23 protein-coding genes and 2 pseudogenes are annotated in these 22,542 nt (G+C 33.8%); 19 read left to right on the top strand and 6 right to left on the bottom strand.

Annotated features, from left to right (window positions below; all coding sequences use genetic code 11):
• On the top strand, window positions 1-682 hold a 682-nt coding region (locus BAQ48_RS18225; RefSeq protein ID WP_278248820.1), incomplete at its 5' end, for an exosporium glycoprotein BclB-related protein.
• Window positions 683-1,300: 618 nt separating this feature from the next.
• Here the strand turns inward: BAQ48_RS18225 and BAQ48_RS18220 are convergent.
• A complete protein-coding gene (locus tag BAQ48_RS18220; protein ID WP_071712249.1) occupies window positions 1,301-1,933 on the bottom strand; it encodes a cupin domain-containing protein in 633 nt (210 codons plus the stop codon).
• Between the two features lie 245 nt (window positions 1,934-2,178).
• Between BAQ48_RS18220 and BAQ48_RS18215 the strand changes: the two genes are divergently transcribed.
• The 3 genes from BAQ48_RS18215 (at window position 2,179) to BAQ48_RS18205 (ending at window position 6,092) form a co-directional block, all read left to right on the top strand.
• Window positions 2,179-3,711, top strand: a complete 1,533-nt coding sequence (locus BAQ48_RS18215) for an SMI1/KNR4 family protein (RefSeq protein ID WP_071712248.1) — start codon at window positions 2,179-2,181, stop codon at window positions 3,709-3,711.
• Between the two features lie 226 nt (window positions 3,712-3,937).
• Window positions 3,938-5,248 carry a phytoene desaturase family protein gene (locus BAQ48_RS18210; RefSeq protein ID WP_071712247.1) on the top strand — a complete coding sequence of 437 codons (1,311 nt, stop codon included), beginning with the start codon at window positions 3,938-3,940 and terminating at the stop codon, window positions 5,246-5,248.
• Window positions 5,226-6,092, top strand: coding sequence for a sigma-70 family RNA polymerase sigma factor (locus BAQ48_RS18205; RefSeq protein WP_071712246.1), 867 nt, complete (start codon window positions 5,226-5,228; stop codon window positions 6,090-6,092). The genes BAQ48_RS18210 and BAQ48_RS18205 overlap by 23 nt, the downstream gene beginning before the upstream one ends.
• A gap of 34 nt (window positions 6,093-6,126) precedes the next feature.
• Here the strand turns inward: BAQ48_RS18205 and BAQ48_RS27995 are convergent, their stop codons facing one another.
• Window positions 6,127-6,285, bottom strand: a complete 159-nt coding sequence (locus BAQ48_RS27995) for a hypothetical protein (RefSeq protein WP_071712245.1) — start codon at window positions 6,283-6,285, stop codon at window positions 6,127-6,129.
• Window positions 6,286-6,591: 306 nt separating this feature from the next.
• Here BAQ48_RS27995 and BAQ48_RS18195 point away from each other — a divergent pair, with 306 nt between their 5' ends.
• From BAQ48_RS18195 to BAQ48_RS18185, 3 genes are all read left to right on the top strand, one after another.
• Entirely contained in the window at window positions 6,592-7,185 is a 594-nt protein-coding gene (locus BAQ48_RS18195; protein WP_071712252.1) for an O-methyltransferase, read from the top strand.
• A 312-nt stretch (window positions 7,186-7,497) separates the two neighbouring features.
• Window positions 7,498-8,610 carry a toxic anion resistance protein gene (locus BAQ48_RS18190; protein ID WP_000137407.1) on the top strand — a complete coding sequence of 371 codons (1,113 nt, stop codon included), beginning with the start codon at window positions 7,498-7,500 and terminating at the stop codon, window positions 8,608-8,610.
• A 24-nt stretch (window positions 8,611-8,634) separates the two neighbouring features.
• Window positions 8,635-9,468 (top strand): DUF3974 domain-containing protein, encoded by an 834-nt coding sequence (locus BAQ48_RS18185; protein WP_071712244.1) that lies wholly within the window; start codon window positions 8,635-8,637, stop codon window positions 9,466-9,468.
• A 54-nt stretch (window positions 9,469-9,522) separates the two neighbouring features.
• On the opposite strand, the gene BAQ48_RS18180 is transcribed toward BAQ48_RS18185, so the two are convergent.
• Window positions 9,523-11,091 (bottom strand): glycoside hydrolase family 10-like protein, encoded by a 1,569-nt coding sequence (locus tag BAQ48_RS18180; protein WP_071712243.1) that lies wholly within the window; start codon window positions 11,089-11,091, stop codon window positions 9,523-9,525.
• A gap of 226 nt (window positions 11,092-11,317) precedes the next feature.
• Between BAQ48_RS18180 and BAQ48_RS18175 the strand changes: the two genes are divergently transcribed.
• From BAQ48_RS18175 to tdcB, 8 genes are all read left to right on the top strand, one after another.
• On the top strand, window positions 11,318-11,623 hold the full coding sequence (locus BAQ48_RS18175; RefSeq protein ID WP_000865910.1) for a PTS sugar transporter subunit IIB: 306 nt from the start codon (window positions 11,318-11,320) through the stop codon (window positions 11,621-11,623).
• A gap of 11 nt (window positions 11,624-11,634) precedes the next feature.
• Complete coding sequence (locus tag BAQ48_RS18170) at window positions 11,635-12,918, top strand: PTS sugar transporter subunit IIC (protein ID WP_001032283.1); 1,284 nt, start codon at window positions 11,635-11,637, stop codon at window positions 12,916-12,918.
• Between the two features lie 78 nt (window positions 12,919-12,996).
• Window positions 12,997-13,263: a hypothetical protein gene (locus BAQ48_RS18165; protein ID WP_071712242.1), complete on the top strand. Its 267-nt coding sequence runs from the start codon at window positions 12,997-12,999 to the stop codon at window positions 13,261-13,263.
• Window positions 13,264-13,285: 22 nt separating this feature from the next.
• Window positions 13,286-14,437, top strand: coding sequence for an anhydro-N-acetylmuramic acid kinase AnmK (gene anmK, locus BAQ48_RS18160; RefSeq protein WP_071712241.1), 1,152 nt, complete (start codon window positions 13,286-13,288; stop codon window positions 14,435-14,437).
• A gap of 18 nt (window positions 14,438-14,455) precedes the next feature.
• A complete protein-coding gene (locus BAQ48_RS18155) occupies window positions 14,456-15,355 on the top strand; it encodes a BadF/BadG/BcrA/BcrD ATPase family protein (protein ID WP_071712240.1) in 900 nt (299 codons plus the stop codon).
• Window positions 15,356-15,487: 132 nt separating this feature from the next.
• On the top strand, window positions 15,488-16,036 hold the full coding sequence (gene plsY / locus BAQ48_RS18150; RefSeq protein ID WP_071712239.1) for a glycerol-3-phosphate 1-O-acyltransferase PlsY: 549 nt from the start codon (window positions 15,488-15,490) through the stop codon (window positions 16,034-16,036).
• 68 nt (window positions 16,037-16,104) lie between these two features.
• Window positions 16,105-17,688, top strand: coding sequence for an aminotransferase class V-fold PLP-dependent enzyme (locus BAQ48_RS18145; protein ID WP_071712238.1), 1,584 nt, complete (start codon window positions 16,105-16,107; stop codon window positions 17,686-17,688).
• Window positions 17,689-17,774: 86 nt separating this feature from the next.
• On the top strand, window positions 17,775-18,776 hold the full coding sequence (gene tdcB / locus BAQ48_RS18140; protein ID WP_071712237.1) for a bifunctional threonine ammonia-lyase/L-serine ammonia-lyase TdcB: 1,002 nt from the start codon (window positions 17,775-17,777) through the stop codon (window positions 18,774-18,776).
• Window positions 18,777-18,838: 62 nt separating this feature from the next.
• Here tdcB and BAQ48_RS18135 read toward each other — a convergent pair whose 3' ends face one another.
• Both BAQ48_RS18135 and BAQ48_RS27665 read right to left on the bottom strand, forming a co-directional pair.
• Window positions 18,839-19,168 carry a YkvA family protein gene (locus BAQ48_RS18135; RefSeq protein WP_071712236.1) on the bottom strand — a complete coding sequence of 110 codons (330 nt, stop codon included), beginning with the start codon at window positions 19,166-19,168 and terminating at the stop codon, window positions 18,839-18,841.
• A gap of 227 nt (window positions 19,169-19,395) precedes the next feature.
• Window positions 19,396-19,578: pseudogene (locus tag BAQ48_RS27665) on the bottom strand (hypothetical protein); the annotation flags it as partial.
• A gap of 194 nt (window positions 19,579-19,772) precedes the next feature.
• Here BAQ48_RS27665 and BAQ48_RS18125 point away from each other — a divergent pair.
• Together BAQ48_RS18125 and BAQ48_RS18120 are read left to right on the top strand one after the other, a co-directional pair.
• A complete protein-coding gene (locus BAQ48_RS18125) occupies window positions 19,773-20,033 on the top strand; it encodes a hypothetical protein (protein WP_071712235.1) in 261 nt (86 codons plus the stop codon).
• Window positions 20,034-20,206: 173 nt separating this feature from the next.
• Window positions 20,207-20,893 carry an MBL fold metallo-hydrolase gene (locus BAQ48_RS18120; RefSeq protein ID WP_071712234.1) on the top strand — a complete coding sequence of 229 codons (687 nt, stop codon included), beginning with the start codon at window positions 20,207-20,209 and terminating at the stop codon, window positions 20,891-20,893.
• A gap of 44 nt (window positions 20,894-20,937) precedes the next feature.
• Here the strand turns inward: BAQ48_RS18120 and BAQ48_RS18115 are convergent, their stop codons facing one another.
• Window positions 20,938-21,726, bottom strand: a complete 789-nt coding sequence (locus tag BAQ48_RS18115; protein ID WP_071712233.1) for a hypothetical protein — start codon at window positions 21,724-21,726, stop codon at window positions 20,938-20,940.
• Between the two features lie 72 nt (window positions 21,727-21,798).
• Here BAQ48_RS18115 and BAQ48_RS18110 point away from each other — a divergent pair.
• A pseudogene (locus BAQ48_RS18110) lies at window positions 21,799-21,903 on the top strand (IDEAL domain-containing protein); the annotation flags it as partial.
• A gap of 14 nt (window positions 21,904-21,917) precedes the next feature.
• Window positions 21,918-22,367, top strand: coding sequence for an MFS transporter (locus BAQ48_RS18105; RefSeq protein WP_071712232.1), 450 nt, complete (start codon window positions 21,918-21,920; stop codon window positions 22,365-22,367).
• The last annotated feature ends 175 nt before the right edge of the window (window positions 22,368-22,542 follow it).

Raw genomic sequence — 22,542 nt, 5'->3', positions numbered from 1 at the left:
AGGAGCAACAGGAGCAACGGGAGCAACAGGAGCAACAGGAGCAACAGGTGAAACAGGAGCAACAGGAGCAACGGGAGCAACAGGAGCAACAGGAGCAACAGGAGCAACAGGAGCAACAGGTGAAACAGGAGCGACAGGAGCAACAGGAGCAACAGGAGCAACAGGAGCAACAGGAGCAACAGGTGGCGGAGCTATTATTCCATATGCTTCAGGTACAACACCAGCTATATTAATTAACCTGGTAGCAGGAACTATTGGTACAGGAACTCTCCTTGGATTTGGTTTTAGTCAGCCTGGCGTATCTTTATTGGGTGGAGGCGATATCACATTAGCGTTAGGTGTAGGTGATTATGCATTTGTAGCACCACGCGCAGGGACTATTACGTCATTAGCAGGTTTCTTTAGTGTAACAGCGGGAGTTATATTATTAGGAACTACTCAAGTTCAAATGCAAATATTAATTGCATCTGCAGGAAGTAATACGTTTTCACCAGTGGGAGCACCTCTATTATTAGCACCAACATTTGCCGGAATAGTGTTTGGTGCTACAGCAACAGGAATCGAACCTCTTAATATTCCAGTAGCCGCTGGGGATAAAATACTACTATATGTTTCATTAACAGGAGCTAGTGCAGCAGCTACACTTGAAGGGTTTGTAAGTGCAGGTCTTAATATCGTTTAATTCGTTACAATGTTTAGTGGGAAATTAAACTGGTATTTGTATATAGCCCTTCCTAATAATAGGAAGGGCTATATTTTTTGTGGAAACTAAGTAATAAATCAATTGGAAAATTCTCTTTGTTAAGTTGGTAAAAAAAATTCAAATTATGATTTACACTTTATAGTTTATGGAATAAAAAATATAATTTAAAAATTTTTCTATCAGCAAAAAAAAGATAAATTCTATTAAAAATAGAATTTATCCTTTAAATATACTATATAGTAGGGTAGCTTATTGTTTATCATGCGCGGTGAAATGTAGTAATAAATTATTTGTTTTTATTACAATTACACCCTTTTTTCTTTACATAACCTTGTTGAGCTAAATCTCTTTGCGATTGAGAATTGGAAGATTGAGAAGAAGTTGAAGAACTACTATTTTTGTTATTAGAATAGTTTTTTCGATAGTTGCTATAATTACTCATAGTATCATCACCTCCAATTTGATATATAAATATTATATGTATAAGCTCTATTAATCGTTACGATAAAGAATGGAATTTTAAGATGTTGATATAAAAAAATCTCCAGGGGTTTTCCAAGGAGATGAATTATAGTTTTCTAGTAGAAATGACTTGAATCAGTAACCCCAATATGGAGGAAAATAGTATGAATCTTGGTAATATAAATTTTGTGGTTGAGATGGGGGTTGAGTTGCTGGGTTTATCTTCCCGCGGTTTTGATTACAGTTTGCGGGAGGACCAATTACCGTAGTGGATTGAATTGGTGATACTGCTTGTTTCCATTGTTGTTCATTGAGACAATAAGTATGAGCCATCATATTAGCGGGAGTTAATCTTAAAATATCAGAACCAAAAATGACTTCTGGGGTTGGGGCATCAAAAATGGCTAATAAATGAGTATGATCTGCTGTAGCAATTTCGTAATGCCACCACGCTTGTGGAATATTAGCAACTTGCCCTGGCTTTATCGGTAAGTTTAATATTTGATTCGTAAATGGATTAAGTAAAGAAACAACAGCAGATCCTGAAATACAGTAAACAAGTTCAGCGGCATTTTGATGAATATGTGGCTCTACAACATTACCTGTACTTAAATAAATATCTAATAAAGAAGTATTTTCTAAAGTGTTTAATTGTTTGGTGCTAAGAACGTTTATATAATTTTGGGCATCTTTCTTAAAAAAATTACTTTTACTTAAATCATAAGTGAAATTAGTTGAGGGGGAGGTGTAGTCAATATGAGAAGTCATTCGTATTACCCGCCTTTCTTGTGCTGGATTGCAATCTGAAATTAGGGTATGAGTCTAGTTATTGAAATGTGAAAGGGCGCTGCTTTTAGTTTGTTAAATCATATTGTTATTAGTTCGTATACAGTATAATTGGATTAAGAAGAAATAGTATAAAATTAGTTTCATTGCGAAAACAAGCGCTATTAATTACAATTAATGTAATTGATAGCGCTTGTTTATTATGGAATGCAAGGGGAGTGTAGAAAATGAATCATACTTTTTTAAAAGAGTTGGAAATTGAATTGAAAAATTACTTTAAACCGTTTTTGAATGCACCTGCAACAATAGAAGAAATTCAATATGCCGAAAGTGAAATGGGGATTTCATTTCCAGACGAATTACGTAATCTGTATCTTGCTCATAACGGTGAGGTTAAATCAGGACCAGGATTATTTTTTGGTTTGCCATTTCTCTCGTTAGATGAAGTTTTGGATGAGTGGAAAGTATGGAAAAGTATTGAAGATGATGCGTTTTTTAATTTTGATGCATTTTCAATACCAACAGAATGCATTAAGGAAAGATATGTGAATCGCAATTGGATACCTATTAGTAAGGATTATGGAGGGAATAATATTGGAATAGATGTTGATCCGGGTGAAAAGGGGAAAGTGGGACAAGTTATTAATTTTGGACGAGATGAAGAAGTAAAATATGTAATTGCGAATAGAATTTCAGATTTTTTACTATTTATTTTACAAACGCTAAAAAATAAAAATTTCACGATTCACCAAGAGGAAGACTATTTATATTGGAGTTATGGCGCTAACGATAATATACATTTTTTAGACGCGTTATTTAATATTGAATTACCTGTTTTACATCCTCAATTTATATTTCAATCTGAAAAAAACGTTAAAGGTTGGTACGATAGTTTAGATGAGAATTGGAAAGATATAGTGGGGCCGTCCGAACGTGCAGACAAGTTTATTAGAGAGAAGAGGTTATATTTAGGTGGAAATGAGTTAATAGATATTAGTCCACTACAGATGTGCACAGAAGTGAGAGAACTAATTTTATCTGGAAATGAAATTAAAGATTTAACAGGATTAGAACGAATGAATTCTTTAAAGAAGTTATATTTAGTTAATAATCCGGTACAAGATTTAACACCAGTATTACATTTGCAGCACTTAGAAGAAATGAACATGAAGAAGACGAGTGTAAATAATTTATCGGCACTTGTAGAAATGCCATCATTAAAAAAATTAGATATTTCACATACTAGTATTCAAGATTTTTCGTTACTAACGCAGTTTAAAAAGTTAGAATCGCTTACTGTACATATTTCAAATCGCGAGCAGCTCTATGCAATTTCAAAAGTAGATACTTTAAAGCATTTGTATATTTTAGGTTTAGAAAATGTAAGTGAATTGGATTTGCTTATTTTACAAAATTTAAATAAGTTAATAACAATTGAATTTGAAAATAGCATCATTTCTAATTTAAATTGCTTTCAACACAATGCGTCAATTCAAAATATAAAGTTGACAGATACAAAGGTAAAGGATGGAGCGGCATTAGGTAAAATGAAAGGACTAAAGGAATTAGAATTAGATGGCGCAACAATTGATAACCTTGAAACGATTTGTTGTTCTCATTCATTAGAAGTATTTACAGGATCGTTTGAACAATTTTATATGTTAAAAGAATCATTTGATAGAAAAATAGATTTTTCAAAAATAATAGGAGGGATGAGTGAAGAAGAAGGAGAAATTTGGCACCAGCATGTAATGAGTTAGAAAATAATATTATTATGTAAACAAATTCATTTGTAGAAGGTATAGCTGTTACAATTCCAGAAAATGTTCACCAACACTTTAAGGGATATAAATTAGTTTTAAGCCACTGTTTGACAGGTGATACTGCAATAAAGTGGTTAGGAAAAATAAATTATGTGTAACGGAATGTCACATCCCTCCTTAATCGTTCGTCTTGTATGTAGAACCGATAAGGAGGGATTTTATTATGAAAAATTTTGATGTAGCAATTATTGGTGGTGGGCTTGCTGGATTAACAGCATCTATATATTTAGCGAAAGCTGGAAGGAAAGTTATTGTATTAGAAAAGTCCAGTCACTTCGGTGGTCGAGGGATGACTATAAATAAAAATGGCATTTATATGAATCTTGGTGCACATGCTTTATATCGAGGCGGGGCAGCGTTTATAGCTTTTAATGAACTAGGTATGAATCTTCCAGGTGGAATCCCATCTACAAAAGCACACGGAATATGGAAAGGGGATATTTTCACCATCCCAACAGATTTTCGCTCTATTTTATCAACACCGTTACTTTCATGGTCTGCAAAAGTACAGTTCTCTCGTCTTATGATTCAGTTAGGGAATTTAGATGTAGGAAAAATTCCTAAAATGAGTCTAACTACATGGGCAGAAAATGAAATTAAAGATCCAATGGTTCGAAATATATTTTATGCATTATGCCGAACAACAACATATACGTATGCTCCAACAATACAATTAGCATCTTCAGTACTAAAGCAAATACAGCTTTCTATGAAAGAAGGAGTACTTTATGTAGATGGTGGTTGGGAGACGATAATAACAAATTTAAGGGATATAGCGAATACGAATGGTGTGCAATTTCTGACTAAAAAGCATGTTTTGAAAATAGAGCATTGTGAAGGGAAACAAAGAATATACTGTTTTGACGATGAAGTATTTGAAACAGATGCAGTCATTGTAACAATTCCACCGAAAGAGGCTTGTAAAATGATAAAAGGTGCTGAAGGAACAAGTTTGCAAAAATGGAGTGAACAATCTATACCAGTGACCGTGGCAGCGTTAGATATTGGTTTAAAACAATTGCCGAATCCTTTGCATCATTTTGCATTGGGATTAGATCAACCTATATTTTTTACGAATCAATCAAGAGCAGCTAAATTAAGTGAAGATGGATCAATTGCAGTGAGTTTAATTAAGTATCATAATCCTGTGTTAGAGATGAATCATATTTATGAAGATAAAGAACAGTTAGAAAATACGATGGAATTGTTACATCCAAATTGGAAAAGGGAAGTTATTGCAAAGCAATATTTACCGAAAATAACGGTAGTACATGATTTTCCTCATATTGACCGTGTTGAAAAACCGGGCCCTAATATACCTGAAATGCCAGGTGTTTACGTTGCAGGAGATTGGGCAGGGCATGATGAAATATTAGCTGATGCTGCGGTAGCAAGCGGAAAACGTGCAGCCTTACACATTTTAAAGCAATCCGAAAGTGGGGCAGTTTATCATGGAAACGGAGCAATTATATGAAACGTATCAATCATTATTATTTTCGTTAGCATACCGAATCCTTGGGAGTGTTATGGATGCTGAGGATATCGTCCATGATGTATTTATATCGCTTAATAATATGGAGGACGTTCAATCTATAGAAAATATGAAAGCATATTTATGTAAAATGGTAACCAATCGCTCAATTGATAAATTACGTTCAGCAGCACATAAACGTAACGTATATGTCGGAATGTGGTTACCAGAGCCATTTGTAGAAGAGAGTGATGACCCATCAGAGTCCTTTGTAATGAAAGAATCAATTTCTACGGCATATTTATTACTTTTACAACAATTGTCTGAGGTAGAGAGGGTTGTCTTCATATTAAGAGAGGTTTTCGGTTATGACTACGAAGAAATCGCTTCGATTGTTGATAAAAGTAGTGTGAATTGCAGAAAGATCTTTCAACGTGCACGAAAAAGCATTTTGGAGAAACCGAAGGAATCACAATTAAGCACAAAGAAAATGGCTGCTTATGTTGAAAAGTTTGTATCTTCCTTACAGTGTGGAGATGCACAAGGTATGTTAGAAGTATTAAAAACAGATGCGATATTCAAATCAGATGGTGGCGGTAAGGTTACAACGGCTATTAATCCGATTTATTCTGCGGATAAAATTATACGTTTGCTCTTTGGAATTGCAAAACGATTGACAGAGGAGTATACAGTTGAATTCAAAAAGGTAAATGGTACACCAGGAGTTATAGTTTCAATAAATAATAAAGTGACTTATGTACTTTCATTTGCATTTGAGGATGAGAAAATTTCAAACATTTATATGATGGTTAATCCTGAAAAACTTATGCATTTAAATATAAAATAAAGACGCATTTCAACTGAAATGCGTCTTTATTTTATTACTTTTCTAACATTTCAAGAGGTACATCTTTTTCGCCGGCTACCTCAAATTTAATTTCCCCGTCTTCTTCATAAATACGTGTAATAATCGGTATAGTAATCATTAATTGTTTATGCTGCTTTCGTTTTCTAGCAGCATCTAAGCTAATCACGTTCATAAGTAAGCATCCTTTCCTCTAAGAAATATATAAACAAAAGAAAATGCGTCCGAAAAGGGCGCTTAATTGAATTTGAAATACCGATTCATTTAAATGGGGTTTATATTATTTTATAACTGCAATTTCAATGTGAAATAATATGAATGGAATAATTGCACGTAGAAATTAACTTTACCAAAAAACGAAACAATATGCTATAAAAAATTATAAATCTTTGTCATATAACGGGAAAAAGGTTTTTGTTTCGCATATAATAAAAAGTAGACGGGCAGCAAGAGCTTTTTCATCATATTGCTTGGAAAGGCGATGAAAAGAATGGATACTTTAGATACATTATTATTGCAACTTGAACAATATGGAGAAGAACATGATCGGAATAAAAGAATACGGGAAGAAAAATTAAGGAATGTTTCTCGTGAGATGGGGCAATTTTTATCGATTTTAGTTAAAGGGAGTAATGCAAAAAACGTTTTAGAAATTGGAACTTCTAATGGCTATTCTACACTTTGGATAGCAAGTGCGGTAGAAGAAACTAATGGAAATGTAACAACTGTCGAGCTTTCTTCGGAACGAGTAGGAGAGGCACTTGTAAATTTTGAAAAGGCAAATCTTTTACAAAGAATCGATGTTCATAATCAAGAAGCGGGGGCATTTTTAGATGCACAATTAGATCATTCATTTGATTTTATTTTCCTAGATTCAGAGCGAACACAATATATGTGGTGGCTTGAGCATATTAAACGTATGTTACAACCAAAAGGCCTTCTTGTTATCGATAATGCAACTTCTCATGCGAGTGAATTAGCTGAGTTTATAAAAATGATCGAAGAAGATGATACATTTGAAACAGTGTTATTAGCGTTTCAAAAGGGAGCATTTGTAGCGCGCAAGAATAAATAGAAGGGAACGTAATATAAGTATCACATTGAAATCGGATAGATGTCAAAAGATGAGCACTGCATAAGGGTAAGAACGCAAATTATATAGGTAACATACGAAGAATCCGTCTTCAGCATGTTGTTCTCTAGGTCTTAAGTCTGAGGAAAATTATGTTGATTACAGGTATACTTATAGTAAGAAACAGGGAATGACTGCATAAACAGGCATTTCTAAAAAATCGATTTCAAGCAGTCAGAATGTATATGAAATACGATATAATAGATGAAATATAGTGCATATAAATTCGCACATATAAATAAAGGAGCGATTTTGTTGACTGAACTCGAGAAAAAAGAACCTGTATCGATTGTGAAAGACAATAATGTAGAGGTAGTAGTAGATACAGTTATAAAAGATGAAGAACTAGAAGAACTGAATAAAGAAGCTGATCTTTATGTACAAAAGTTAAATAGCGAGCAAAATACAGATTTATCAAAAGTATTGTCTCAGCTAGGAGATTTAGGAGATAAAGAGCAACAAGCAGCAGGACAAACGTTATCAGCGTTAAAACGTCCTGTAACAGCGATGATGAATGGGAAAAATGAAGAAATTCCAAATACATTGTTAGAGTTACGAAAAGTAGTATCTGAATTAGATCCAAACTCATTAAAAGCAAGTGGTATGAAAAAAATAATGTTTAAAGTATTTAAGAAAAATCCTCTTGAAACATACGTGCATAAATATCAATCTATAGATAAGCAAATCGAGGAGATTATAAGATCACTTTTAATTGGCCGTGATAACTTACAAGAAGATACAGTTGGTCTTGAGATGCTTAAAGAGCAATCGCACGATAAAATTCACGCTCTTGATAAACAAGTATACTTAGGGAAAAAGCTTGCCGGCATGCTCGAAGCTGAGAAGCAAAATCCAGAGCGTCAAAGAGATATTCCATTAATTAATGATGCATTAGAAAAGATACTTGTACGTACACGTAATATGCAGCAAGCGAAAAGTGTATTATTACAATCTATCGCATCTGTAGACATCATTAAGAAAAATAACGAAAAATTAACAGAAGCAATTCGTAATGCAATTACGATGACGCAAAACGTTGTAACAGTTTCAGCTGCTATCCAACTGGCATTAACAAATCAACGTAAAACAATTGATGCTGTAAATGCGACAAATGAAGCAATTGAATCAATGGTATTAAGTAACTCACAAGCTTTAAAACAAAATACAGAAGAAACAACAAAACTTCTTGAAAATCCTGCAATTAGTATGGATAAATTACGTGAATCATTCCAAAACGTATTCGCTGCGATTGAAGCTTCTGAGAAATCATCAGAACGTATTATCGAGTCAAGTAAGAAGTTTGTTATTGAACTAGACACATTTAACGATGAGATGAAGCAGAAACTCATTCAGCGTCCAAGGAAATAGCAGATTATTAGAGGAGGTGAAAAAATGAGTTTCATTCAAACAGTACTAGTACTGTTAGGTACATTACTTTTAATCGCATTTACTGTCGTTGTATTAGTTGTATATTTCGGACGAAAACTGTATTTTTCATGGACGAAACCATATAAAAGAGCAAACGATTCTTTAGATAAGTTGTCGAATAAATCATTACCGTTTCTACAAGAATTTACACAACATCCACTCTTTTATCGCTGGATTCGTACGGAAGGGAAGAAAGAACAGCATACATTAAATACTCTTTTCTGTGCATCAGGACAACGTACGAGAGAGCAAGTTTTCTCAATGTTACCGAAAGAAAAGCAGAAAAAAGTACATGTAATGGCAAAAACAACAAAAAAGCTTACAAATGAAGATATAGACTTAGCAACTATGAAAGTGAAAGATTTCTTAAGACAAGAATCACAACAAACAGTAAAACCGACAGACCTATCGTTTTATAAATTGTATTTTTATGATCGTTATCCAGATGCACTAAATACAATTCAAGCGTATAAACGCTCAATAAATCCTTCATTACAAAAAACGGTTGATGATATTACAATCTCAGTATTGAATGCACTGCCGTACTATCAAGAGCAGCGTATGTTTGAACAACAACATAAACTTGAAACGTTCTTAATGAAAGATTTAACAGCGATGTTATCTTTAGTCGTACAATTACCACCATCACAACGACCAGAAAAAGAAGAAGAATTAAAAATCTACTTGCAAAATTTCCAAAAAGAACTGGAAGAAGTAGAGCGAGATATTCGCGATGCCATCGATCATGATTTGAATGTGAAGATGAGAGCAGCGACTGAGAAGTTTAAGAATAAATAAAAAGGCGCCTTAAAAGCTATAATATTTAGCTTTTAAGGCGTTTTTTATTAGCTGTTATTTTGCTTTAACAGTAGTATGACTAGAAGCAATACTTTCATTATGCAATCGATCAACCGCAGTTACTACATACGTATACGTCTCTCCAGAAATAACTGTTTTATCTACATAAATTTCTCCAAGTTTTGTTTTTCTTACAGTAGTAAGTAAATTTTTCGGATTTTCTATATCCACTTCATTTTTTCCATTCACGCGGTAAATGGCATAATAAGCAGTATCATTCTCTCTATCATCAATGATACCTACAGCAATACCTCCCTCTCTTGGAATAGCACCTTTTAAAGTAGGTTGTTTTGGTTGTTTTGGTGGTTCATGATCAAGCCAAGGCATAGGCGGGATTAATGCAGGATGTTTATATATGTCTTTTGAGAGTCTATCTTTCACTCCTAGTGGGTTGTTATTAATATCTTTTAAGCTAAAATGCATACTTCCTTTTATTTGAGGGTATAGCCGGTTTAATGTAATTTGTTTTGGATATTCTTCAGGATCAGACCAAGCGGGGACAGAGTTATTATTAATTTTATAAGCCGCCTGACCGATGTATAGGTGGATCGGTTTATTATTTGTTTCTTTTACCCACCAATCTACTAATATGTCATATGCAGCTGGTGTGAAACCAATATTCCAGTAAATTTGCGGTGTAATGTAATCTATATATCCTTTTTGTATCCACTCACGTGTATCAGCGTAAAGGTCATCATAGTTTCTTTGACCTGCGGTTGTGTTAGAACCAGTCGGATCGTCGGCTATATTTCGCCATACGCCAAACGGACTTATGCCAAACTTTACGTATGATTTTTCTTGTTTAATAGCAGTATTTAAACCTTTGACAAGTTCATTTACATTGTCACGTCGCCAATCCTCTATATTTGTAAAGCTACCGTTATTATATGTTTCGTACGTTTTTTGATCGGGGAATTGTTCGCCCGCTACTTTATATGGATAAAAATAATCATCCATATGAAGGGCATCAATGTCATAATTTTGCACGATCTCTAAAGCACCTTCTGTTATAAATTTTTTCACTTCTGGAATACCGGGATTGTAATATAACTTTCCGCCATATGGTACAACCCAATCGGGATGTTGTCTTGCAGGGTGATTGTCTGATAATCGATTTATATCAGTATGATTCATCGTTATTCGGTATGGGTTAATCCATGCGTGGAATTCTATATTTCTTTTATGTGCTTCTTCAACCATAAATGCGAGTGGGTCGTATCCAGGGTCTTTTCCTTGTGTACCTGTAATGTATTCAGACCAAGGACCGTATTTGGAAGGATAAAAAGCATCAGCAGTTGGTTTAATTTGTACAACCACTGCATTCATACCAGTGTTTTTTACATCGTCTAGCAATCTAATAAATTCTTGTTTCTGTTTTTCAATAGGTAAGCTAGTTTTTGAGGGCCAATCAATATTAAGAACAGATGCGATCCATACAGCACGTAATTCGTGTTTTTTGGACGTAGTATTTACTTCAGCATAAGTAGAGTGAGGGGAAATGAAAGAGAAAGGAATAAAAAAGATGACGATACAACATATCATTAATAAACGTTTCATGATCATTTATACGCCTCCTTATTATATGGTTAACTAAAATAATATCCGAGGTGAGGTTGTTCTGACAATTGAGAAAAATAAATATTGAAACATTAATTTAATAGGAAAAATATTTTTGGTGAAATTTACTTTCATCACAACTAAATTCTTTCACTACTTCATATGCTTGTTAGTAAAGTGAAACTTTCTTTCATTTGAAGGAAACAATTTATAAGTATAGGAGGATTCAATAATGAAGGTTTTATTCGTTTGTTCTGGAGGAATGTCCAGCGCAATTGTTGTAAACGCTTTAAAAAAAGAAGCGGAGAAAAATGGTGTGAACATGGAAGTGCATGCAATTGGAACAAGTGAGGTAGAGGAAGAAGTAAAGAATGGTTGGGATGTTGTAATGGTTGCACCTCAAATTAGACATCGATTTGATTCAGTAAAAAAATTTGCAGAAGAGGAGTCTGTTCCTTGCGGTATCATACCGCCGCAAGCATACACACCGCTTGGTGGACCAACATTATTGAAAACTGTAAATGAATTAATGAGTTAGGGGGAAGCGTTATGAATAAGTTTGTCACGTTTCTTGATAAAAATTTATCTGGACCGATGGCAAGGCTTTCTGAACAGAGGCATTTACAAGCAATTCGAGATGGAGTTATTTCGGCGTTACCATTTATTATCGTAGGAAGTTTCTTTTTAATAGTAGCATTTCCACCATTACCGAAAGATAGTTTCATATCAGTGTGGGCATTAAAGAATCAAACAAGTATATTAATACCATATCGGTTAACGATGTTTATTATGTCTTTATATATAGCATTTGGAATAGGATATAATTTAGCGAAAAGTTATAAGTTAGATGCTTTATCAGGAGCACAGCTTGCAGTATGTTCACTGTTATTAACATTAACGCCTGAATTAATTGATAAAAAAGGATTTATGCTTCCAATGACAAATCTCGGAGGTCATGGATTATTCGTGACGATGATTGTTTCTATTTTATCAGTGGAGATTTTAAGGTTTTGTAAGAAGAAAAACGTCACAATCAAAATGCCAGAACAAGTGCCGCCATCAGTATCTCGTTCGTTTGAAGCACTTATACCTGCCGCTTTCGTTATTATCATTATGAGTCTTATTACTGTCGTTTTTAAAGTGGATGTACATTACGTTGTAGATAAATTAGCCGCACCGTTAGTAAAAGCTGGTGATAGTTACTTTGGCGTTATTATACCCGTATTTTTAATTACGTTTTTCTGGTCTTTCGGAATACATGGTGTATCTGTTGTAGGAACAGTGGCGAGACCGCTTTGGGATGTATATTTAGGAAAGAATGGTGAAGCTGTGGCAAGTGGTGCGAGTCACTTTCCATTCATTGCACCGGAGCCGTTTTATCAATGGTTTATATGGATTGGTGGTTCGGGAGCAACGTTAGGGCTTGTGTTAGCTATGATCGTATTTGGTCGATCAAAATATTCGAAAGCATTATCGAGAACCTGTATTGTGCCTGGAATTTTTAACATTAACGAACCGGTTATTTTCGGTTTGCCGATTGTATTGAATCCAATTTTAATTATTCCTTTCGTTATTACACCGCTAGTAACGGCGACTGTCGCTTATGCTGCAACTACAATGGGACTTGTAACACCAACTCATATAATGCCGCCGTGGACATTACCAGCCCCAATAGGCGCTTATTTAGCTACAGGAGGAGATTGGCGTGCAGTTGTATTAGTTTTAATAAATATAGCAATATCATTCCTTATTTATTTACCATTCTTTAAAATGTACGACAAAAATATGCTTGAAATTGAAAAGAATGGTGACGGAGAATCTGTTAATTCGTAAGTTTTATGTTTTATTTTTTAGTGATAGGCATTTTGCCTATCACTTCTTTCACATGAAATCCAGAGAGGGTGAAATGGGATGCATATAAAATTTAGTTATAAAGGTGTATTTTTATTATTATTTGGAGTAATATGTGCGAATTTACTTTTTGTACCCTTATTAAGAATGCTTAATCTATCACAAATGCATAGTATATGGCTCGTTACAAGCATTGCGGCAAGTATTTTACTTACTGTAGTTGTTTCTTTCATTGATGGCTCGTTTGCATCAAAAGCTCAGTTGTGTTTTCGATTTATATTATTTTCAGTTGGTTGTACGTTTTTCACTTACATGATTGTTTTTTAGTAAATAGGAGGTCATGCATGTTATGTATATTGCAGGGATAATGTCCGGTACTTCATTAGATGGAATAGATGTAGCGCTCGTTCATATAGAAGGGAGTGGTGTAAAGTCTAAGGTCGAACTTCTACATTTTACTACTGTTCTATTTTGTGATGAGATAAAAAAGGAAATACAACAATCATTATCGATAGAAGGTTCAAATGTCCAACTCATATGCAGTTTAAATTTTAAGCTTGGTTTATGTTTTGCCAATGCTGTAAAGGAAGTTTGTAAAGAGGCCAATTTTTCTTTGGAACAGTTAGATTTAATAGGTTCTCATGGACAAACGATTTATCATCAACCAAAGCAAGATGGTAATATGATACCGTCCACATTGCAAATTGGGGAACCAGCAGTAATAGCATACGAAACGAACACGGCAGTTATCTCTAATTTTCGAACGATGGATATGGCAGCAGGGGGACAAGGTGCACCACTTGTGCCGTATTCAGAGGTCATTTTGTATCGTCATCAAACTAAAAATAGGCTCCTACAAAATATTGGCGGGATCGGTAATGTTACAGTGATTCCAAGTAAAAGAAGTAATGAGAGTGTAATTGCTTTTGATACTGGTCCAGGGAATATGGTAATTGATGAAGTATGTCAAAGGTTATTTCAGTTGCCGTATGATCAAAATGGTGAGATTGCAAAACAGGGGGTAGTTGTAGATGAAATTTTGACATATTGTATGAATCATCCATTTTTGAACTTGAAACCACCAAAATCAACAGGTAGAGAACAATTTGGAAAAGAGTTTGTAAGTGAATTATTAAAACGATTTGAAAAGTATAGTAAAGAAAATATATTGACCACTGTCACGATGTTTACAGCAAGTTCAATTGTTCATCATTATAAGGAGTTTATTTTGCCGTATTATGAAATCGATGAGGTGATTTTAGGGGGGGGCGGCAGTTATAATCGTACCCTTGTTGAAATGGTGCGAAATGGATTGAAGGAAGAAAAGTGCGCAATATTCATCCAAGAAGATATAGGCTATTCTTCAGAGGCGAAAGAAGCAATTGCCTTTGCAATTTTAGCGAACGAAACGCATCATCGTAATCCGAGTAATGTGCCAAGTGCAACGGGTGCAAAGCAATCTGTAGTTTTAGGGAATGCAACATTCCCTCCAATAAGATGATGAAAATGAGGCGAACATATGAAGTATATGATTGGAGTAGACGGCGGGGGAACAAAGACAGAAGCAATTGCATTTGATAAAGACGGAAACGAACTTGTAAGAGCTACAAGTGGATTTGGAAACATATTAATAGATTTTGAAGAAGCGCTTTTTCATATTATGGAGGCGATTGATCAATGTCAAAAAGGTTTATTAAATGGATATTGCGTTTGTATTTGTTTAGGATTAGCAGGTGTAGTTGGAGCACATACGAATGAATTAACAGAATGTCTAAAAAAGAAGTACGGAACACAAATTGAAATTTTTAATGACGCAATGGTTGCACATGCAGCTGCTTTACAAGGAAAGGATGGAATTTTAACAATTGGCGGCACAGGCGCGATTTGTCTAGGAAAGAAAGGAGAAGTGTGCGAGTATAGCGGTGGATGGGGACATATTTTAGGTGATGAAGGAAGTGGATATTGGATTGCGTTGCAAGGTTTAAAGAGAATAGCAAATCAATTTGATCAAGGAATTCCACTTTGCCCATTAAGCTTAAGTATTCAAGACCAGTTTCAACTTTTGACATCGTCTCACATAAAAGGTCTAGTATATAGCTCTTCAAAAGATAAAGTTGCAGCAATTGCACCATTCATTATTGAGGAAGCGAGAAATGGGAATGATGACGCACATGAAATTATGATGCAAGCTGGAAAAGAATTAGCAAGAATTACAGTAGATATTTATAACAAGATGCAGTTTGATTTATCCACTCCAATTGCAGTAAGTGGCAGCATATTGCGTTTCGTGCCTGAAATATACGATGAATTTAAGAAATGCTGTGAGAACAGTATAGGAGAAGTTACATTTATATCACAATCAGAATCAGCAGTGAAAGGAACATATCATTTAATGAAGGGTTTATATTTTAAAAAATAGAAGCATGAGAATTTTTGTATGATTTGTAAAAATATGATGTTAAAATGTATAAAGGGATGTAGATAAAAAAGTACAATATATATAGTCATTGAATATTGTATATGTATTCCCATATAGAAAGTGAATGATTACATGATTAATAGTATACAGTTTTTATATTTGGTGGCTTCTTATTTATTTGGCAACATATTGACCGCGTATATAGTAACAAAGTGGAGACATAACGTTGATATTAGAGATGAAGGAAGCGGAAATCCTGGCGCAAGAAATATGGGGCGCGTATATGGAAAAGGATATTTCGTTGCTACATTTTTAGGTGATGCAATTAAAGGGACGATTGTAGTTTCTATTGCAAAATACCTTTTTGAAGATTCTACATTTGTAATGTTAGCTTTACTGGCTGTTTTACTTGGACATATCTATCCAATTTTATTTAAAGGCAAGGGCGGTAAAGGCATTTCGACATTTATTGGAGGACTAATCGCATTTGATTATTTGATAGCGCTTACTCTTGTTGCTGTTTTTATTATTTTTTATTTAATCTTTAAAGGATTTACGAAGCCAGGTTTAATTACAATCGCTTGTTTGCCAGTTTGCATGATTTTGTATTCATACTCTATTGTTACGACTATTTTAAGTGCTCTCATAATTGTACTTATTTTATATGTAAACCGAGAATGAAATGAACTTTTAATAAGTGGGGTTTATCTCCACTTATCATTTTATTAAATACACAAAGGAGACAAAACATGGGGTTAATTTATAAAGTGGCTGATCAAGCTTGGGAATTTGAAAGTATACATAAATTGAATTATAAAACATTTGTAGAAGAAATTCCGCAACATGAAGAAACGAAAGAGCGTCTTCGTATTGATCGTTTTCATGAAGAAAATACATATTTAATTTGTTTAGATAATGATACGTTAGTAGGTATGGTTGCATTGCGAGGAAAACGACCATTCTCGTTAGATTATAAAATTTCAAATCTAGATTTTTATTTGCAAGAATATGGAGAAAATGTATATGAAATTCGTTTACTTTCAGTAGAACGTGAATATCGAAATGGGAGAGCGCTGTTAGGATTAATTCGTTTTCTACATCGTTATCTGCTTCTAAATGGATATGAATTGGCACTCATTTCTGCTACAACACGCGAACTACCTTTATATGAACAAATGGGATTCAAACCTTTCCATACGTTAGTAGGTACAGAAGAAGCTGCTTTTCAGCCCATGTATGTAACACCTGCTATGTTTGAACAATCTAGTGTGGGAAGCATTATGATGAAAGAATATACGTTTTTACCTGGCCCAGTAGATATTGAAGAGCATATTCAAAAGGCTTTTGCTACGAAACCTATTTCTCATCGTTCTAAGTCATTTCAAGTGACGATAGGTAATGTAAAGAAACGATTACTTCAGATGACAAAAGCAAAGCGTGTACAAATAATGTTAGGAACAGGGACATTAGCGAATGATGCAATTGCTTTACAATTACGTTCTTTAAAAGGAAAAGGACTAGTATTAACAAATGGGGAATTTGGTAATAGATTAGTTGGACACGCAAAACGCGCGCAATTACATTTTGATATGTATAAAAAAGAAATGGGAGAACCGTTTATTTATACAGAATTAGAAAAAATAGTGGCAACTGGAAATTATGAATGGCTTTGGTTCGTTCACCATGAAACATCAACTGGAATGTTAAATAATTTAGAAGAGCTAAATGCTCTTTGTAACACGCATCAAATGAAACTATGTGTAGATTGTATTAGTTCGATTGGAGCAATACCGATAGATTTAAAGGCTGTGTATTTTGCAAGCGGTGTTAGTGGAAAGGCAATTAAATCGTTTACTGGAGTATCTTTCGTTTTTCATAATCACAATGTCAAAGTAAACGAGACATTACCGGCCTATATGGACATTGGTATGTACGAAGAAAATGAAAGCATTCCATATTCTCATTCGTGGAATTTAATTTATGCTTTGCAAGAAGCGTTGAAGAGATTTGAAGATGAAAAAGCATTTGTAAAAATTAAAGAGACATATGATTTTATGGAAGAAGCTATTACGAGTATAGGATTAAAACTTGTTTCACTTAAAGAACATGCTGCGCCAATTATACTTACTATTGTATTAAGCGAAGGTCTCTCTTCTAAAGCAGTAGGAGATGCGTTAGCGTTACAAGGATATATTGTCCATTATGAATCAGCGTATTTACAAAAGAATAATTGGATCCAAATTGCATGCCTGAATCATTATAAAGAACGTGATATGAAGAGGATGTTGAATTGTTTGCAAATGTGTATATTACAGAGCTGGGTTCTTATATAAAGAATTGTCTTTAACATAGATGGTTTCGTATAAAGGAGCTGCGACTTACGAAAACTTAGGAATAGAACATTAGAAGAGGTGTTAATATGATAACTAAAAAACTACCATTACATATAGCAGACATTAAAAAAGCTCAAAACATTTTAGACAGAAATGCCCGTAAAACGCCATTAGTAAAATCTTTTTATTTGACTAGTAAAACGGGCGGAGAAATTCACTTGAAATTAGAAAATATGCAATTAACGGGTTCTTTTAAATTCCGTGGCGCATTTAATAAAATGTCACAGCTTACAGACGAAGAAAAAGAAAGAGGAGTTATTGCATGTTCAGCAGGTAATCATGCGCAAGGAATTGCTTTATCTGCTCATTTACTTGGTATTAAGAGTAAAATTGTTATGCCGATTTCTGCACCTCAGGCGAAAGTTGATGCAACTAAAGGATATGGATCTGAAGTAGTTTTACATGGTGAAACCTTTGATGATGCGAAAGCAAAATGTGAAGAGATTATTAAGGAAACAGGTGAAACATACTTACATCCATATGACGATGTAGAAGTAATGGCTGGTCAAGGTACAATAGGATTAGATATTCTTGATGATATGTGGGATGTTGATACTGTCATTGTACCAATTGGCGGAGGTGGAATTATTTCTGGTATTGCTGTTGCATTAAAATCTTTTAATCCATCCATTAATATAATTGGTGTCCAAGCAGATAATGTTCATGGAATGAAAGCATCTTATGACAAAGGTACGATTGTAGAACATTATGAAGCGCCGACTATAGCAGATGGTTGTGCGGTTAAAATACCAGGAAATTTAACTTTTGAAGTTGTAAAAGAATTAGTAGATGATATTGTAACAGTATCAGAAAAAGAGCTGGAAGTAGCGATGAAAGACTTATTACAACGCGGGAAAGCTGTTGTAGAAGGTGCAGGCGCACTAGCTACTGCTGCACTTCTTGCAAGAAAAGTTGATAGTTATATAAAAGGAAAAAAAGTAGTAGCTGTTATATCTGGTGGGAACGTAGACTTACAGCGCATATCAAGTGTATGTGAGCACTTTTTTGTCGCTAATGAAGTGAAATAGTATTTATAAACATTAATTTTATGAAAGAAGAGCTAAGAGAAATTATCTTAGCTCTTTTTTTATTATGCTTGTGTGGAAGTAAATAATGACTCCATTTTCAATTTACTCTTTTCTCTAATTTTAGCATCGGCATGGCGCATAACATATTTATGCGCTATAGCAATTGCTAAAACATCATCTAATAAGCCAATCCCAATAATAGCAGCTATATCTGGAATGAAATCGATTGTTAATACGTAATAAGATAAAGCGGCTAATATTATGAATTTCGCTTTAGTAGGTAATTCTTTCTTTTTCATTGTATAGAATAAAATAATACTCTCATATACGCTGGATTTACCGAGGTTTACAGAGCTTTTTTTGAACTTTTTCCAAAGTGTCTGTTTCTCCATATAAACACTCCTTTTACAAAAACATAGATTTTTTAAAAGGATGGACAAAGAAGTGAGAGATTAATCAATTTTATTGTTTTTCTTAATTATATACTTCCATAAAAATAGGGGAATACCTGTTCAAAATAATATAATGTGGATTATTTTGAACAGTGTTCCGTTACATAGTATGTGTTCGTTCCAAGTAAAGGGACTACGCAGGTAACGTTTGGTGGTAATACGTATTAAAGTTCATTTTTTACATTAATCTCTGCATTCGTACAATATTGAATTACTTCTAAATAATCTAATGGTACATCTATTGATGAGAACTTTTGTAATTCTTGAATAGCCCCTTTACTCGCTGGTGATTCATAAGCTCCTAATGTAATTCTGGTATTAATTGCAAGATTAGCCACTTCATCTAGCATTTCAGGTGTTAATTTGTTTTGAACCATTTTTCCCTCTCTTTTCTCCCATCTTCTTGAAAGTTGTCACTTCGGTGATGGCCTTTTTATTTTCTCAAATGAAGCCGATGAGTTTGAGTTTTAGAATTTTATCGTGGTATTATTTATGTAACAAGGGGATGTTGTAAGAAAAAATACAATTTGAGGGGAAGATGAGAATGGGGATTTATAACTATGAAGCGAAAGAGGATTTGCAAGTAGGGGAAGTTTGTTTAGAACGAGATATTTATGAAATTATTAATTTTTATAAGAAAGGGTCAATAGTTTTATGTGATTCAGTATCTCGTTTCAGTGCGAATTCAGACAGGATGTTTGAAGTGATAAATAGGATAGAAACATATATGCATAAAAATGAAGACTATACATATCAGGTTTCGGATAGACCCAATTTGATTTATGTAGTTGAGCAGGTAAGATAAGGAAGTATCCATAACGGATGCTTTTTTCTTTGGTATATAGAAATTATGCATTAAACATGAATTTGAACTAAGTGGATATTTGGATTCAAATTATTTGTTGATATGTATAGTAAAATGTATGTGTATGATTTAGTTATTATTATGCATGTTATAAGCGGTATGGGGGAAGAAAAATGAAAATAATAGAACTACCAATTGAATTCGAATTTAACGGGCAAAAACAATGTATTTATCCAAGTTTAATTATATTACATAATGAATTAACGTTAGTCGATACAGGATATCCAAGTTTTTTACCTTTAATTGAAAATGCAATATTAAAACATGGATATGAGATGAAAAACTTAAAAAATATAATTATTACCCATTATGATGACGATCATATAGGATCTTTATATGATTTCAAAGTGAAATATCCTCACATTAATATTATTGCTAGTGAAATTGAATTTAACTACATTAATGGTGAAATAAAATCGGAGAGACTAGTTCAAGCGGAAGAAATGTTAGAACGTATGCCAAATGAAGAAAAAGAATTTGGTAAATGGTTTATACAACAGTTAAAAAATATAAAACATATTTCCGTCGATGAAAAAGTACATGATGGTCAAATGATTTTGAATAATGAATGTCAAGTAGTGGAAACGCCAGGACATACCTCGGGGCATATTTCATTATATTTTCCGAATTTAGACTGTGTAATTACAGGAGATGCAGCGGTTCAAGAGAATCGAGAGTTAGTTATAGCTAATCCGAATTTTTGTTTAGATATAGAAAGGGCGGAACAGTCTTTAAATAGGATTAAAAGTCTTAAAGCAGCGCAGTATTATTGCTATCATGGAGGAAAGTTTACTGTATAAAATAATAAAAAACCGATCTTTCCCATATCGAAAAGATCGGTTTTTTAATTCATAGATTCTGCAATTTGAATTAAATCCTTTACGTTATATTTTCCTTTTATATAGCGTTTGTTACCAATTGCAATTGTATATTGAAAACCATTCTGCTGAAAGATAAGCTCATATGCTGAATCAAAATGAGGATTATATAATGCTTTTATATTATTTTTTAAGCTGTAGAACTTAGCTCCCCTAAGTACATAGAAGCCTAATTTGTTTTGAACTGGTGAAACAGTGATTTTAAAAATTCCATTAATATCTTCATTGTAGTATTGGAGGTTTAAGTAATCGTTATAGATGTACCCTTGAAATTCGTGAATTTCGAACGGGAATTTTGTAGGAGTAAGTATATGTTCCTTACACTTCATTTCATATTCTTTTACGATAGTAGCTTCTTTCATAAGTGGATTCCCATCATAAATTTGATTCATTTGAGATATTTTATTATTTTTTGTTACTATTTCTAAAATGAAACCGATAGTAAATTCATCATTAGTGCCTTTAAAATAAGAAATAAGAATTGTAGTATCTTCTTTTGGAGATGGTACTAATTTAATTTCATGAATAGGTTTATTTGTTTGGAAATTAGGTAGTTCAATCCCTTCAGTTACATATGACTGCATTAATTTTTTATCATTTTTGAGTAAAGCATGTTTGAATTCACTGATTACATCTGTTTGAGATTTCGCCATTATAATTGTGGTGGATTGAAAATAAAGTAAGAAAAATAAGCAAAAAATTTTTATGAATGTAGTGGTCAATTTCATCACCCTATAACTATATTTCCGTAACATTGAAATATATATGTATGGGGGAACTTTTATACTTTAAAAGAGGTTATAGGAGGGGAGAAGATGAGTTTATTAGGGGAAGATCATGATGAAATCGATAAACTGATAAAATACCAACTCATCGATCATGCACTAGACACAAGAAACGAAGAACTGTTCCGTAAGTTGATTGTGAATTAAGGGGAGGTGAAAGGATGGTTGTCCTTTACAAATTCAAACTTACTACCATTTTCGAACATTGGCCAAACGAGAAAGTGATAGTTGCAGAAACGGAAAGCAAAGCAAGTTATCTGTATTGGCAGCAGTTCAGAACGAAATTTAAAACAATGTCGATGGTTGAATTCATGAAGTTTGTAAAGTGTGAGAACGAAGGTGTTTTTGATATCAAGCGGATGTACAGCGTAGAACAAGCATTTAAGAAAATGCAAAACTTGAGAAACCTACACTGTGCTTACATGGGTATGCGAGTAAACGTAGCTGGCATGTGGGGTACGATCGTTGGAAACTGGAAAACTAATTTGTTCGTTTTGTTCGATGGGGAAATTGAAAAGCACAACTGCCATCCTTTTTGGGAAATTGCTTACTACGATGATAAGGGGAATGTGATTCGAAGCTATCAGAAGGAGAGTATGCGATATGAGTAAAAAAGGACGAGCAGTTGTACCTGCTGTCCTTTAATAGGAGAAAAATTATTCTGGAATAGAACTACGAATAACAAGAAAACGCGCTTTTAACCAGTGTTGTCAAAGATGTAATAATCTATGCAACAAAAAAGCTTAGTCGGAATTCAAAACACCAAAATGGCTTGCATTGGTAAAC

It is taken from the genome of Bacillus luti, from assembly GCF_001884105.1.
GTDB lineage: Bacteria > Bacillota > Bacilli > Bacillales > Bacillaceae_G > Bacillus_A > Bacillus_A luti.
The sequence above is the reverse complement of the archived record's forward strand: the minus strand, read 5'-3'. Positions and strand labels throughout refer to the sequence as shown.

What these genes read in the sequence shown, in the direction of transcription:
- BAQ48_RS18220 (WP_071712249.1), bottom strand. Translation starts at nt 1,933, where the DNA reads ATGACTTCTCATATTGACTACACCTCCCCCTCAACTAATTTCACTTAT.
- BAQ48_RS18215 (WP_071712248.1), top strand. Translation starts at nt 2,179, where the DNA reads ATGAATCATACTTTTTTAAAAGAGTTGGAAATTGAATTGAAAAATTAC.
- BAQ48_RS18210 (WP_071712247.1), top strand. Translation starts at nt 3,938, where the DNA reads ATGAAAAATTTTGATGTAGCAATTATTGGTGGTGGGCTTGCTGGATTA.
- BAQ48_RS18205 (WP_071712246.1), top strand. Translation starts at nt 5,226, where the DNA reads ATGGAAACGGAGCAATTATATGAAACGTATCAATCATTATTATTTTCG.
- BAQ48_RS27995 (WP_071712245.1), bottom strand. Translation starts at nt 6,285, where the DNA reads ATGAACGTGATTAGCTTAGATGCTGCTAGAAAACGAAAGCAGCATAAA.
- BAQ48_RS18195 (WP_071712252.1), top strand. Translation starts at nt 6,592, where the DNA reads ATGAAAAGAATGGATACTTTAGATACATTATTATTGCAACTTGAACAA.
- BAQ48_RS18185 (WP_071712244.1), top strand. Translation starts at nt 8,635, where the DNA reads ATGAGTTTCATTCAAACAGTACTAGTACTGTTAGGTACATTACTTTTA.
- BAQ48_RS18180 (WP_071712243.1), bottom strand. Translation starts at nt 11,091, where the DNA reads ATGATCATGAAACGTTTATTAATGATATGTTGTATCGTCATCTTTTTT.
- BAQ48_RS18175 (WP_000865910.1), top strand. Translation starts at nt 11,318, where the DNA reads ATGAAGGTTTTATTCGTTTGTTCTGGAGGAATGTCCAGCGCAATTGTT.
- BAQ48_RS18170 (WP_001032283.1), top strand. Translation starts at nt 11,635, where the DNA reads ATGAATAAGTTTGTCACGTTTCTTGATAAAAATTTATCTGGACCGATG.
- BAQ48_RS18165 (WP_071712242.1), top strand. Translation starts at nt 12,997, where the DNA reads ATGCATATAAAATTTAGTTATAAAGGTGTATTTTTATTATTATTTGGA.
- anmK (WP_071712241.1), top strand. Translation starts at nt 13,286, where the DNA reads ATGTATATTGCAGGGATAATGTCCGGTACTTCATTAGATGGAATAGAT.
- BAQ48_RS18155 (WP_071712240.1), top strand. Translation starts at nt 14,456, where the DNA reads ATGAAGTATATGATTGGAGTAGACGGCGGGGGAACAAAGACAGAAGCA.
- plsY (WP_071712239.1), top strand. Translation starts at nt 15,488, where the DNA reads ATGATTAATAGTATACAGTTTTTATATTTGGTGGCTTCTTATTTATTT.
- BAQ48_RS18145 (WP_071712238.1), top strand. Translation starts at nt 16,105, where the DNA reads ATGGGGTTAATTTATAAAGTGGCTGATCAAGCTTGGGAATTTGAAAGT.
- tdcB (WP_071712237.1), top strand. Translation starts at nt 17,775, where the DNA reads ATGATAACTAAAAAACTACCATTACATATAGCAGACATTAAAAAAGCT.
- BAQ48_RS18135 (WP_071712236.1), bottom strand. Translation starts at nt 19,168, where the DNA reads ATGGAGAAACAGACACTTTGGAAAAAGTTCAAAAAAAGCTCTGTAAAC.
- BAQ48_RS18125 (WP_071712235.1), top strand. Translation starts at nt 19,773, where the DNA reads ATGGGGATTTATAACTATGAAGCGAAAGAGGATTTGCAAGTAGGGGAA.
- BAQ48_RS18120 (WP_071712234.1), top strand. Translation starts at nt 20,207, where the DNA reads ATGAAAATAATAGAACTACCAATTGAATTCGAATTTAACGGGCAAAAA.
- BAQ48_RS18115 (WP_071712233.1), bottom strand. Translation starts at nt 21,726, where the DNA reads ATGTTACGGAAATATAGTTATAGGGTGATGAAATTGACCACTACATTC.
- BAQ48_RS18105 (WP_071712232.1), top strand. Translation starts at nt 21,918, where the DNA reads ATGGTTGTCCTTTACAAATTCAAACTTACTACCATTTTCGAACATTGG.